The organism is Streptomyces sp. Da 82-17, from assembly GCF_046098215.1.
Classification (GTDB): Bacteria; Actinomycetota; Actinomycetes; order Streptomycetales; family Streptomycetaceae; genus Streptomyces.
In genome coordinates this window covers 105,353-117,428 of record NZ_JBJURH010000019.1, presented here as the reverse complement: position 1 = coordinate 117,428, position 12,076 = coordinate 105,353, and the positions used below count along the sequence as shown (strand labels likewise).

Here is a 12,076-nt window from a genome sequence, read left to right as displayed (position 1 = left end):
GAACGAGAGGAGAGACTTCCGTGCAGCACGATCCGTATCCCGACCCCGACCCCGGCGGCTCCGGGCCGAGGCACGGCCGGGACCTGCGCGCGGGCCCGGTCGTCGCGGTGACCGGCCCCCTGTGGCAGGACGAGCCGAACGGGCCGTACGAGAACGGGCTCGCGGTGGACGGCGGCGACCGGCTGCCGCTCCGCCCGCCCCCGCGCCGTACGGCCCGCTCCCGCCCGCGCCGCCGCAGGCGCCGACACCCGCTGCGCCGCGCCTTCCTGTTCCTGCTGGCCCTGCTGCTCGCCACCCCGCTCGGCACGTACGCCTGGGCCGAGACCCGCCTCAACCGCGACGTGGACCTCGGCGCGTACGGCCACCGCCCGCCGCCCGGCAAGGGCACCACGTATCTGATCGTCGGCTCCGACAGCCGCGCCGGGCTCACCGCCGACGAGCAGCGGGACCTGCACACCGGGTCTGTGTCGGGGCGGCGCACGGACTCCATGATCCTGCTGCACACCGGCGCCTCCGGCACCACGATGGTGAGCCTGCCGCGCGACTCGTGGGTGACCGTGCCCGCGCACCTGCGCACCTCCACGGGCAAGCGGACACCGGCCGGCCGCAGCAAACTCAACGCGGCGTTCTCCCGCGGCGGACCCGAACTCCTCGCCCGTACCGTGGAGTTCAACACCGGCCTGCGTATCGACCACTACGCGGAGATCGGCCTCGCCGGCTTCGTGAAGATCGTCGACGCGGTCGGCGGCGTACGGATGTGCCTGCCGCGCGCCATCCGCGACGAGAAGTCGGGCGCCGACCTCCGCAAGGGCTGCCAGCGGCTGGACGGCGCGCAGTCCCTCGCGTTCGTACGCCAACGCCACCAGGAGGCCGAGGGCGACCTGGGCCGCACCCTCAACCAGCAGAAGTTCCTCGCGGCGCTGGCGAAGCGGGCGGCGACGGCGGACACGGTCCTGGACCCGGGCGTCCTCTACCCGGCCCTCGGCGCGGGCCTGGACACGCTGGTCGTCGACCGCGACATGACGCTGCGTCAACTCGCCTCCCTGGTCAGGGCGGTACAGGGCGTGACGGACGGCCGCGGCCGCCGCATCAACGTCCCGGTGTCGGCGGTGGGCATCCCCACGCCCCAGGGCAGCGCGATCCGGTGGGACGAGAGGAGGGCGCGGGAGCTGTTCGAGCGGCTACGACGGGACTAGGGCCGCACTTTTCTCCCCGCCCCGCCCCTTCCCGAAAGCCTCCGGCGGTGCTTGTTCGGCCGTCCTGCCGTCGTGGGCTGTGCCCCTTCACGGGCGCGGGGAACTGCGCGACCAGGCACGACGACGCCGCAGTCGGAAGAACACCGCCGGAGGCTTTCGGGAAGGGGCGGGGGAGGGGATTCAAAAGGCCCCCGCCCTACACCACCGCAACCCGCGAGAACCGCCCCACCACCCGAAGATCCGCCTCTACCCTCGCGGCAGCGGCCCGCAGCGCAGGCAGCACCTCCCCCCGTACCTCCTCCGGTGTCCGCCGACTGCTGTGCATCGCGACGTTGACCGCCGCCACCGCCCGCCCGGACGCGTCCCGCACGGGCACGGCGAGGGAACGCAGCCCTTCCTCCAACTCCTCGTCGACCAGGGCGTGTTCGGCCTCCGCAATCGAGTCGAGAAGCGCATCGAGGGCGCCCCGCTCGGTGACCGTGTGAGGGGTCAGGGGACGCAGTTCCATGCCGTCCAACAGCGCCGCCCGCTCCTCCGCCGGCAGGTCGGCGAGCAGGACCCGCCCCATCGACGCCGCGTAGGCGGGCAGCCGCGTGCCGATGGTGATGTGCACGCTCATGATGCGGCTGGTCGCGACCCGCGCCGTGTACCGGATCGCGTCCCCGTCGAGCACCGCTAGCGACGCCGAGTCGTGCACCGTCCGTACGAGCGCGGCCAGATGGGGCGAGGCGATGTCCGGCAGGGTGCTGCGGGACAGCGGCGCGTGCCCGAGGTCGAGGACGCGCGGCGTGAGCCGGAACGTACGCCCGTCGCGGTGTACGAGGCCGAGGTGCTCGAAGCTGATCAGGGCGCGCCGGGCGGTCGCGCGGGCCAGCCCCGCGGCCTCGGCGACGGCGGTCAGGCTGAGCGCGTCCCGGCCCTCGTCGAACGCGGTCAGCACGGTCAGTCCGCGCGCCAGGGACTCCACGAACCCGGAGCCCAACTCCTTTTTGGACGCGGTGGTCCAGTCGGCCGGCCGGGCGTCCGACGGGGCGGGGCGCGGCGCCGCCGGTGCGCGCAGCAGCCGCTCCATCGCCGCGACCGTGCGCCGCGCGCCCGGCAGCAGCGACCGGCGCAGGGACGCGGCGCTGTGCCGGCTGGTGTGGCTGACGACGCTGAGCGCGCACACCGTACGCCCCTCCGGATCGCGCACCGGCAACGCCACCGCCACCAGTCCCGGCTCGATCAGCTGGTCGTCGACGGCGAGCCCGGACTCGCGGCACTCGGCGGCCCGTGCCGTGAACTCCTTGGCCGCGACGGCCAGTTGGGCCTGGTCCGCGTCCGTGGCCGGGCGGTCGGGGACGGCCGGGAAGGTCCGGTCGAGCGGGTCGGCGGCGCGCCGCTCCCGCCACCGCGCCCACTGCTCCTCGGTCCAGTCGGCGGCGAACACGGCGCCGGGCGCGGTGCGTTCGGCGGGCAGCAGGTCGCCGATGCGGAACGACAGCGACATGGCGCGGCGCCGCGTCGACTGGTGCACGAACCGGATGCCGTCCCCGTCCGGCACGGCGAGGGACACCGACTCGTCCAGCTCGTCGGCCAGTCGCTCGGCGAGCGGCCCGAGCGGACCCGGCACGTGCAGCGCCGCGAGGAACGCGTTGCCGAGCTCCATCAGGCGCGGGGCGAGCGAGGCGGTGTGCCCGTCGAGGCGTACGTATCCCATGCGGGCGAGCGTGCCGGTGACGCGGTCGACGGTCGAGCGGGCCAGACCCGTCGCGCGGACCAGGTCCCCGACCGGGGCGTGACCGTCGGCGGCGCCGAGGGCACGCAGCACGGCGACCCCGCGCAGGAGTGGCCCGACGGCCTCGGCCGGCGGCTCCTGCGCGGGGGCGTGGGGCGGGGGTGGGACGGCCATGGACTGCTCCGCTGCGGTGCTGTGTGCCGTCGAGCCGCGCGCACTCGACCCGTTGACATCGGCACCGGGCCCGCGCACACTCAGGGCGCTTCAAGAATGAACACAAGTTCACTGGACGAACACACTCTACCAGTCGGAGCCCTGCGGCGCCCGAACCGAGCGCCCGCCCTGAGCGCCCGCACCGAGGAGGACCCTGATGCAAGCCGAGCAACAGCCCGAGCACACGAGTGTCGCCGTCGTCGGCGCGGGACCGGCGGGCCTGCTGCTCGCCCGGCTGCTGCACCGCGCGGGCATCGACACGGTCGTCCTGGAGAGCCGGGACCGGGCGTACGTGGAGCGCCGCCAGCGCGCCGGAATCCTGGAGCAGGCCACCGTCGACGCCCTGCGCGCCGCGGGCGCCGGCGCCCGCATGGACCGCGAGGGCATCCCGCACGACGGCATCGAGCTGCGCTTCGACCGCCGCGCCCACCGCGTCGACTTCCCGTCCCTGACCGGCGGGCGGCGCGTGATGGTGTACGCGCAGACCGAGGTCGTCAAGGACCTCGTCGCCCTCCAACTCGCCGACGGGGGGCCGCTGTTGTTCGAGGCGGAGGTGCGCGGGGTCACCGGCGCCGACACCGGCCGGCCCGTCGTCCACTACCGGCACGAGGGCCGCGACCGCACCCTCACCTGCGACTACGTCGTCGGCTGCGACGGCTTCCACGGCGTCGTGAAGAACGCCGTCCCGGAGCGGGTGCGGCGCACCTACGAACGCGTCTACCCGTACTCCTGGCTCGGCATCCTCGCCGAAGCCCCGCCCGTGTACGACGAGTTGATCTACGCCCACTCCGAGCGCGGCTTCGCCCTCGCCAGCATGCGCTCCCCGCAGGTCGGCCGCCTCTACCTCCAGGTCCCCAACGGCACCGACCCCGCCGACTGGCCGGACGAGCGCATCTGGGACGAGCTCGACGCCCGCTTCGCCCTCGACGCCGAGCCCGGCTGGAAGCTCGCACGCGGCCCGGTCACCGCCAAGTCCGTCCTCCCGATGCGCAGCCACGTCACCGAACCCCTGCGGTACGGGCACGTCCTGCTCGCCGGGGACGCCGCGCACATCGTCCCGCCGACCGGCGCCAAGGGCCTCAACCTCGCCGCCGCCGACGTGATCGTCCTCGCCCGCGCCCTCACCGCCCGCTACCGCGACGGCGCCACCGCGCTCCTCGACGCGTACTCGGAGACCTGCCTGCGCCGGGTCTGGCGCGCCGAGCACTTCTCGTACTTCATGACGACGACGCTGCACACCGACCCGGAGCAGCGCCCGTTCGACACCCGGCTCCAGCTCGCCCAGCTGGAGCGGGTGGCGAACTCGCCGCACGCGGCGGCCGAACTGGCCGAGAACTACACGGGGTTGCCGATCCCCGACTGAGCGGCGGCGTCCGGGGCGGGGGAGCGGCGCGCGCCGAGCCGGCCCGCGAGCGGCACGAGCGCGATCGCCGCCGCGCCCACCAGACCGGCCACCGCGAACGCCGTGAACCCCCAGCTCTCGTTGCCGTTCGCGGCGAGCGCCCCGCCCAGCCACGGCCCGAGCACGGCGCCGGTACGCCCCACGCCGGTCACCCAGCCGAGCCCGGCGGCCCGCTCACCCGCGCCGTACACGGTGTCCGTCGCCGCGTACACCATCACCTGCGCGCTGAACAGCCACACACCGGTGATCGCCACGACCGCGTACGTCACGCCCAGCGGCAGGTGTTCCTTCAGGAGCAGCGCGCCCGCCGCCGTCAGCACGAACCACAGCGCCGACACCTTCACCGCGCCGAACCGGTCCGCCGTACGGCCCGCGATCAGCATGCCGACGATGCCGCCCGCGTTGATCACCATCAGGAAGCTCACCGACGACGTGAGCCCGTAGCCGGAGGCCCGCATCAGCTGCGGCAGCCAGGTGGAGACCCCGTACACCAGGAGCAGTCCGCAGAACGAGGCCAGCCAGAGCAGCGGCGTGGACCAGCGCGTGCCCGGCGCGAACAGCGCGCGCACCGCGGCGAGCCGGCCCTTCGCGCCGCCCGCGGGCGCCTCCACCGGCGTGGGCTCCGGCAGCCCGTACTGCACCGCCACCGCGCGCGCCCGCTCCCGCTCCCCGCGCGCGAGCAGCACACCCGGCGACTCGGGCATCAGCTTGAGCAGCAGCGGTACGGCGATCAGCGCGGGCGCGACCCCCGCCCAGAACACCCAGCGCCAGCCGGCCGCGGGCGCGACGGTCAGGCCCAGGCCCGTCGCCGCCATGCCGCCCGCGTGGTACGAGGTCATCAGGATGCCCGTCGTCAGGGCGGCCCGGCGCGGCGGCGCGAACTCCAGGACCATCGCCAGGCACAGCGGCATGAGCCCGCCGAGCCCGAGCCCCGCGAGGAAGCGGCCGGCGCCGAAGGAGCCGGGCGACATGGCGAGCGCGCACACGGCGCTGCCGAGCGAGAACAGCGTCACGCTCGCCACCAGCATCGGCCTGCGGCCCAGCCAGTCCGTGAGGTTCCCGGCGAGCAGCGCGCCGATCAGCATCCCGAAGGTGGTCCAGCTGCCGATGGTGCCCGCCGACGCGGGCGTCAGGCCGAGTCCGGGGTCGTCGAGCATGTGCGGCATCACGGCGCCGTAGATGTTCACGTCCATGCCGTCGAAGAACACGGCGAGCCAGCACAGCGCGAGCACCGGCAGCACGGAGCGGAAGGAGTGTCCGGTCATGTCAATCCCTGGGAAGGAGCGGCGTGTTCGCCTGGCGAACTTCGCTTCACTGAATGGGGCTGCATGAGTGTCGGGGCGGTGCGGCGGGGTGTCAATGCGTCGGACCGGCGGAATCCGCAGTCCGCTTCGGCGGCGGGACAGCGGACGCGCGCGGGAATACGGCCGCGCCGGTCCGCCTTGGAACACCACATGAGCACCGCAGCACACCCGGCCCCCGAAGCGGCCCCCGCGCCCGCGTCCGACCGCAAGCACCCCCTGGACCGGCCCACGTGGGCCGCGCTCACCGGGCCGCAGTCCGGGCTCGCCGAGCGGCGCGGGCGTGTGCTGCGCTTCCCGACGGACGTCTCACCGTGGCTGGCGCTGCCCGACGAGCCGGACGCGGACGACTGGGCGGACACGGCCCAACTCGTCGGCCCGGGCGGCACGTTCGCCCTCGCCGCGACCACCGAACTGACGCCGCCGCCCGGCTGGACGGAGACGTTCCGCGTTCCGGGCGTGCAGCTCGTCGACACGACGGTGCGGGCCCGCCCGGACGAGGAGGCCGTACCGCTCGGCCCCGCCGACGTGCCGGAGATGCTGGACCTGGTCGAGCGCACCCAGCCCGGCCCGTTCCTCGCCCGCACGGTCGAGCTCGGCGGGTACGTCGGCATCCGCCGCGGCGGCGCGCTCGTCGCGATGGCGGGGGAGCGGCTGCGGCCCACCGGACACGCGGAGATCAGCGGCGTCTGCACCGACCCCGCCCACCGCGGCCAGGGCCTCGCCGGCCGCCTGGTCCTCGCGGTGTCGGCGGGCATCCGCGCCCGCGGCGAGACCCCGTTCCTGCACACGGGCGCCGCGAACACGTCCGCGATCCGCCTCTACGAATCCCTCGGCTTCACCCTCCGCCGCGAGGTGTCGTTCTTCGGCCTGCAGGTCCCGAACAGGCCGTGACGAACAGGCCCTAGTCCTCCGGGAGTTGGACGTCCGCCGTGTCCGGACGGTGGTCGGGCAGCGTCGCGTGCGCCGTGGCCTCGCGGTGCAGCCGCAGGAACTCCAGGTGCCGCTCGTACTGGTCGAGGATGTCCCCGATGAGCTGCTGCTTGCTGTAGCCCATCACGTCGTAGCCCTGGCTGCCGTCGGAGAGGTGCACCTCGAAGCGTACGTACGTGTCGTGTTCACCGACCGCGCGGGCGGCGAACGACGGCGTGGGGGTCTCGATGGGCCACACCCGGTAGACGAACTCCTCGGTGCGACCCATCGGCGCCCGCAGTTCCAGGGGCGCGATGTCCGTCTCCTCAGCCGGGAGCTCGACGACCGTGGCCTCCGCGCCCTGCTGCCGCAGCTCCTCCGCGACCTCACGGAACGCCGGGTGGCAGACCTCGTCGACAAAGCGTCCGGCCGCCCGCTTCGTCGGGAAGTTCATCGCACGGGCGAGCCGCTGCCGCCAGTTGCGCTCCGCCGCGGGGCCGGGGCCCGGCATCCGGCCGGAGAGCGATGAGGGGAGGGACGTGGTCATCGCGTCCTCCCGCATGCGCTCGATACGCAACGCCTTGTAGAGGCCCGCGATGACCACGAACATCACAAGGGAGAACGGCAGGCCCATGATGATCGTGGCGTTGGTCAGCGCTTGCACGCCGCCGACGATCAGCATGGCCAGGGTGAGCAGTCCGATGGCGAGCGCCCAGAAGATGCGCAGCCACGGCGGCGAGTCGGTGAGCGGGCTGCGCAGGTGACAGCTGAGGTTGCCGAGCACCAGGGCTCCCGAGTCGGCGGACGTGACGTACAGGAGCAGGCCGACGACGGTCGCGAGGCCCGCACTGAACCCGACTCCCGGGTACTGCTCGAGCAGCCCGTAGAAGCCCTGCTCGGGGAGGTTCATCGCGGTTTCGCCGAACTTCTTGTTGCCGTCCCGGACGATGAACAGTGCGGCGTTGCCGAAGACGGACAGGAACGTCAGCGTGAAGAAGAACGGGATCACCAGAGTGGCGGCGACGAACTGGCGGATGGTGCGGCCGCGCGAGATCCGGGCGAGGAACATCCCCACGAACGGAGCCCAGGCCACCCACCACGCCCAGAAGAACAAGGTCCACGCGTTGAGCCACTCGGTGGGCCGGTCGTAGGCGAAGGTGTTCAGCGTCATCGACGGGAAGCCGCTGACGTAGTCGCCGATGTTCAGGACCAGGGCGTTGAGCAGCCGGATCGGGCTGTCGGCGATCAGCACGTACAGCATCAGGAGCACCGCGAGGAGCACGTTGAGCTCGGACAGACGCCGGATGCCCCGGTCCACTCCGGCCACGGCGGAGACGATGGTCAGGACGACGGCGACCAGGATCAGCGCGATCTGCGCGGCGAGTCCCTCGGGTACGCCGAAGATGAACTTCAGCCCGTAGTTCAGCTGCACCACGCCGATGCCGAGGGAGACGGAGATGCCGAAGACGGTGCCGAGCACAGCCGCCAGGTCGACGGCGTCACCGGTCCGGCCGTAGATGCGCCTGCCGATGATCGGGTACAGCGCCGAGCGGATCGCCAGCGGCAGGTTGTAGCGGAAGGAGAAGTACGCGAGGGCCATCCCCATCAGTGCGTACATCGCCCAGCCCGTGATGCCGTAGTGGAAGAGCGTCCACACGACGGCCTGCCGGGCCGCCTCCACGGTCTCGGCACTGCCCTCGGGCGGAGCGAGGTAGTGCGAGACCGGGCCCGAGACGGAGAAGAACATCAGGTCGATGCCGATACCCGCGGCGAAGAGCATCGCCGCCCAGGCGAACATCCCGTAGTCCGGCCGGGAGTGCTGCGGCCCGAGCTTGATGCGCCCGTACCGGGACGCGCCGACGAACACCACGAAGAGCAGATAGAAGGTCGCGGCGACGAAGTAGTACCAGCCGAATCCGTCGGAGATCCAGCCGACGACGACGCCGATGGTGCTCTCGGCGCCCTTGGGGGAGATGATCGCCCAGATCGACAGCGCGAGGATCAGTGTTGCAGCGCCGCCGAAGACGACGTTCTTGACCTGGTGCGCCGGCTCGGTGACCGCCGTGGCACCGCTGGTGGGTTCGGTCACCGGCGTCAACCCTTCCGCGCAGCGTCCCGGTACCGATAGAACCCCGCAGTCGACGGCGGCAACGGCGTATTGCCGAGAATCAGGTCGGACGCCTTCTCGGCGAGCATCATCACCGGCGCGTAGATGTTCCCGTTGGTCAGATACGGCATCGCCGACGCGTCGACGACCCGCAGCCCCTCCACCCCGTGCACCCGCATCGACGTCGGATCGGTCACGGCCATCTCGTCGATCCCCATACGCGCCGTGCACGACGGGTGGTACGCGGTCTCCGCGTCCCGGGCGACCCACTCCAGGACCGCCTCGTCCCCGCTGACCTCGGGCCCGGGCGACATCTCGCCCGCGTCGTACTCCGCGAACGCGGGCTGCTTCAGGATGTCGCGGGCGACCTGGATCGCCTCCACCCATTCCTTGCGGTCGTTGGGCGTGGACAGATAGTTGAACCGCAGCGCCGGATGCTCGTCCGGGTGCCCCGACTTGATCTTCACCGAGCCGCGTACGTCGGAGTACATCGGCCCGATGTGCACCTGGTACCCGTGTTCCGCGTCCACCGGCGTCCCGTCGTACCGGACGGCGATCGGCAGGAAATGGAACATCAGGTTGGGATAGTCCACCTCGTCGTTTCCGCGGACGAATCCGCCGGCTTCGAAGTGGTTGGTCGCCGCGGGCCCGGTGTGCGACATCATCCAGCGCATTCCGACGGCCGGCCGGTTGCGCCACTTGATGAGCGGATTGAACGAGATCGGCTTCTTCGAGGCGTGCTGCACATACACCTCCAGGTGGTCCTGGAGGTTCTCGCCGACGCCCGGGAGTTCGTGCACCATCTCGATGCCGAACTTCGTGATGTCCGCGGGATTTCCGATACCGGAGAGCTGCAGGAGCTGCGGGGTGTTGATGGCGCCGCCGCAGAGGATCACCTCGCCGCCGAACACCTGCTTGTGCTGCTTCCCGTACCGGCGATACGTGACGCCGACGGCCCGCTTGCCCTCGAAAAGCACCTTGTCGACCTGGGCGAAGCATTCGACGGTGAGATTCGGGCGCTTCATGACGGGATGCAGATACGCCTGCGCCGCCGACCAGCGCCGGCCGTCCTTGATGTTGCGGTCGAACCGGGCGAAGCCCTCCTGCTTGTAGCCGTTGACGTCCGACGTCAGCTCGTACCCGGCCTGCTGCGCCGCCTCCAGGAACGCGGAGAACAGCGGGTTCTCGGCCGCGCCGCGCTCCAGCCAGAGCGGACCGCCCTGGCCGCGCCATTCGTCGGCGCCGGCCGCGCAGTGCTCCATTCGTTTGAAATACGGCAGACAGTGCGCGTAGTCCCACGTCTCCATTCCCGGGTCGGCAGCCCACCGTTCCAGGTCCATCGGATTTCCGCGCTGGAAAATCATGCCGTTGATCGAGCTCGACCCGCCGAGGAGTTTTCCGCGGCCGTGACTCACCCTCCGGCCGTTCATGTACGGCTCGGGTTCGGACTCGTAGCACCAGTCGTAGAGCGGGTTCCCGATGATCATCGTGAGTGCCGCCGGCATGTGGGTGAGGATGTCCCACTTGTAGTCCGGCCGTCCTGCCTCGAGGACGAGAACCCGATTGGCCGGGTCCGCGCTCAGCCGATTGGCGAGGGCGCAGCCCGCAGAGCCGCCGCCGACAATGATGAAGTCAAACTCTGCCCGGCCCATGTCACTCCCTGGATTCTCGTCGGACGCCTTGTCCTGGCCGGTTCAAGCTAAGCCGCAAACAATCGGGTGCGCACAGCGAGAGCGCCGAATCCGCGGCCCGCCCGGCCACCGCGCCCGCCACCGGAGCCGCCGCCGAATTCCGGTCGCCGCGCGGCCCCACGGGCCCGGTGCCAGGCTGGAAGGACCGGACGAGTTGGAAGGAAAACCCCGTCATGATCACCACGGACTTCGCCACCGGCGCCCCCTGTTTCCTCGACCTGGGCGCCCCCGACGTCCCCGCGACAGCGGCCTTCTACGGCGCCGTGCTCGGCTGGCAGTACGAGCCGATGGGCGACGGCGAGGACATGGAGGGCGGCATGTTCCGCAGCGACGGCAAACTCGTCGCGGGACTCGGCAAGCTCACCGAGGAGGGCGCGCGCTCGGCCTGGATGCTCTACTTCAGCGTCGCCGACGCGGACGCCACGACCCGGGCCGTCGAGCAGGCCGGCGGAAGTGTCCGGGTGGCGCCGATGGACCTGGAGGACTGGGGCCGCATGGCGCAGCTGACCGACCCGCAGGGCGGCCAGTTCGCGATCTGGCAGCCGGGCAAGGACAAGGGCGTCGAGAAGGTCGACGAGACGGGCTCGCTGTCCTGGACGGAGCTCTACACCCCGGACGCCAAGGCCGCCAGGGAGTTCTACGGCAACGTCCTCGGCTGGACCTTCGACGACATGGAACTGCCGGGCGGCGGCGGCACGTACACCCTCATCACGCCGGCCGGGCAGAGCGAGGACCGGATGCAGGGCGGACTCATGCAACTCCCGCCCGATCAGCTGTCGTTGGCGAACGGCCGGGCCTACTGGCACCCGGTGTTCAACGTCACCGACTGCGACGCCGCCGTCGCCAAGGTCAACGAGAACGGCGGCAGCGTGCAGATGGGGCCCGAGGACGCCGAGGGCGTCGGCCGGCTCGCCGTCTGCCTCGACCCGGCCAACGCCGACTTCGTGGTCCTCACCCCCGTCGAGAGCTGAACCCTCCCTGGTCGGGAGCTGACCGCCCCCGGCCGGGAGCTGACTGCCCCCGGCCGAGAACCGAGCGCCCCCGGTCGAGAGGCGGGCGCCCGGCGGCTCACGGGGTGTCGTCCCCGGTCGCCGCGGCGTTGTAGCGCAGCAGATACTCCGCGAACCGCTCCAGGTCCGCCTCGTCCCAGTCCTCGACGCGGGCGGCGAACGCGCGCCGTCTGCTCGCCGCGGCCTGCGCGAGCACCTCGGCGCCCTCCGGGGTCAGGTGCAGGACCTGGATGCGGTGGTCCACCGGGTCCGTGCGCCGCTCCACGTACCCGAGTCGTTCGAGCCCCGCGACCTGGCGGCTGACCGTCGACTTGTCGAGCAGGTAGTGCGCCGCCAGGTCGGTGGCGCGGCAGCCCTGCCGGTCCTCCAGGTGCGCGAGCAGGGTGAAGGAGACGAGCGAGAGCTCCGGATGGGTGCGGGCCGCGCTCGCCCGCGCCCGCCGCGCGAACGCCGTCATCTCCCGCTGGATCACGGTCAGTGCCTCGGCCCTGCTGTACGTCATCGCGCCGTGCCTCGCCCCGGTTGTC

9 protein-coding genes are annotated in these 12,076 nt (G+C 72.1%); 4 read left to right on the top strand and 5 right to left on the bottom strand.

What is annotated here, in order from left to right; genetic code table 11:
* The first annotated feature begins 20 nt into the window (after positions 1-20).
* Positions 21-1,196 carry an LCP family protein gene (locus ACIDOF_RS27910; protein ID WP_409008882.1) on the top strand — a complete coding sequence of 392 codons (1,176 nt, stop codon included), beginning with the start codon at positions 21-23 and terminating at the stop codon, positions 1,194-1,196.
* A gap of 196 nt (positions 1,197-1,392) precedes the next feature.
* Here the strand turns inward: ACIDOF_RS27910 and ACIDOF_RS27905 are convergent, their stop codons facing one another.
* Positions 1,393-3,087, bottom strand: a complete 1,695-nt coding sequence (locus ACIDOF_RS27905) for an IclR family transcriptional regulator C-terminal domain-containing protein (RefSeq protein WP_409008881.1) — start codon at positions 3,085-3,087, stop codon at positions 1,393-1,395.
* A gap of 196 nt (positions 3,088-3,283) precedes the next feature.
* On the opposite strand from ACIDOF_RS27905, the gene ACIDOF_RS27900 reads away from it, so the two are divergent.
* Entirely contained in the window at positions 3,284-4,489 is a 1,206-nt protein-coding gene (locus ACIDOF_RS27900; RefSeq protein WP_409008880.1) for a 4-hydroxybenzoate 3-monooxygenase, read from the top strand.
* On the opposite strand, the gene ACIDOF_RS27895 is transcribed toward ACIDOF_RS27900, so the two are convergent.
* Entirely contained in the window at positions 4,462-5,793 is a 1,332-nt protein-coding gene (locus ACIDOF_RS27895; protein ID WP_409008879.1) for an MFS transporter, read from the bottom strand. The two genes, ACIDOF_RS27900 and ACIDOF_RS27895, sit on opposite strands and share 28 nt — an antisense overlap.
* 189 nt (positions 5,794-5,982) lie before the next feature.
* Here ACIDOF_RS27895 and ACIDOF_RS27890 point away from each other — a divergent pair, with 189 nt between their 5' ends.
* Complete coding sequence (locus ACIDOF_RS27890; protein WP_409008878.1) at positions 5,983-6,723, top strand: GNAT family N-acetyltransferase; 741 nt, start codon at positions 5,983-5,985, stop codon at positions 6,721-6,723.
* A gap of 10 nt (positions 6,724-6,733) precedes the next feature.
* Here ACIDOF_RS27890 and betT read toward each other — a convergent pair whose 3' ends face one another.
* Together betT and betA are read right to left on the bottom strand one after the other, a co-directional pair.
* Positions 6,734-8,830 carry a choline BCCT transporter BetT gene (betT, locus tag ACIDOF_RS27885; RefSeq protein ID WP_409008877.1) on the bottom strand — a complete coding sequence of 699 codons (2,097 nt, stop codon included), beginning with the start codon at positions 8,828-8,830 and terminating at the stop codon, positions 6,734-6,736.
* Positions 8,831-8,835: 5 nt separating this feature from the next.
* A complete protein-coding gene (gene betA, locus ACIDOF_RS27880) occupies positions 8,836-10,500 on the bottom strand; it encodes a choline dehydrogenase (RefSeq protein ID WP_409008876.1) in 1,665 nt (554 codons plus the stop codon).
* Positions 10,501-10,712: 212 nt separating this feature from the next.
* Between betA and ACIDOF_RS27875 the strand changes: the two genes are divergently transcribed.
* Positions 10,713-11,510 (top strand): VOC family protein, encoded by a 798-nt coding sequence (locus tag ACIDOF_RS27875; protein WP_409008875.1) that lies wholly within the window; start codon positions 10,713-10,715, stop codon positions 11,508-11,510.
* Between the two features lie 97 nt (positions 11,511-11,607).
* Here ACIDOF_RS27875 and ACIDOF_RS27870 read toward each other — a convergent pair whose 3' ends face one another.
* Positions 11,608-12,051: a MarR family winged helix-turn-helix transcriptional regulator gene (locus ACIDOF_RS27870; RefSeq protein ID WP_409008874.1), complete on the bottom strand. Its 444-nt coding sequence runs from the start codon at positions 12,049-12,051 to the stop codon at positions 11,608-11,610.
* Positions 12,052-12,076 lie beyond the last annotated feature (25 nt).

Bases quoted from the DNA above. Each gene is read 5' to 3' on its own strand.
- ACIDOF_RS27905 (WP_409008881.1), bottom strand. From the start codon at position 3,087: ATGGCCGTCCCACCCCCGCCCCACGCCCCCGCGCAGGAGCCGCCGGCC.
- ACIDOF_RS27900 (WP_409008880.1), top strand. From the start codon at position 3,284: ATGCAAGCCGAGCAACAGCCCGAGCACACGAGTGTCGCCGTCGTCGGC.
- ACIDOF_RS27895 (WP_409008879.1), bottom strand. From the start codon at position 5,793: ATGACCGGACACTCCTTCCGCTCCGTGCTGCCGGTGCTCGCGCTGTGC.
- ACIDOF_RS27890 (WP_409008878.1), top strand. From the start codon at position 5,983: ATGAGCACCGCAGCACACCCGGCCCCCGAAGCGGCCCCCGCGCCCGCG.
- betA (WP_409008876.1), bottom strand. From the start codon at position 10,500: ATGGGCCGGGCAGAGTTTGACTTCATCATTGTCGGCGGCGGCTCTGCG.
- ACIDOF_RS27875 (WP_409008875.1), top strand. From the start codon at position 10,713: ATGATCACCACGGACTTCGCCACCGGCGCCCCCTGTTTCCTCGACCTG.
- ACIDOF_RS27870 (WP_409008874.1), bottom strand. From the start codon at position 12,051: ATGACGTACAGCAGGGCCGAGGCACTGACCGTGATCCAGCGGGAGATG.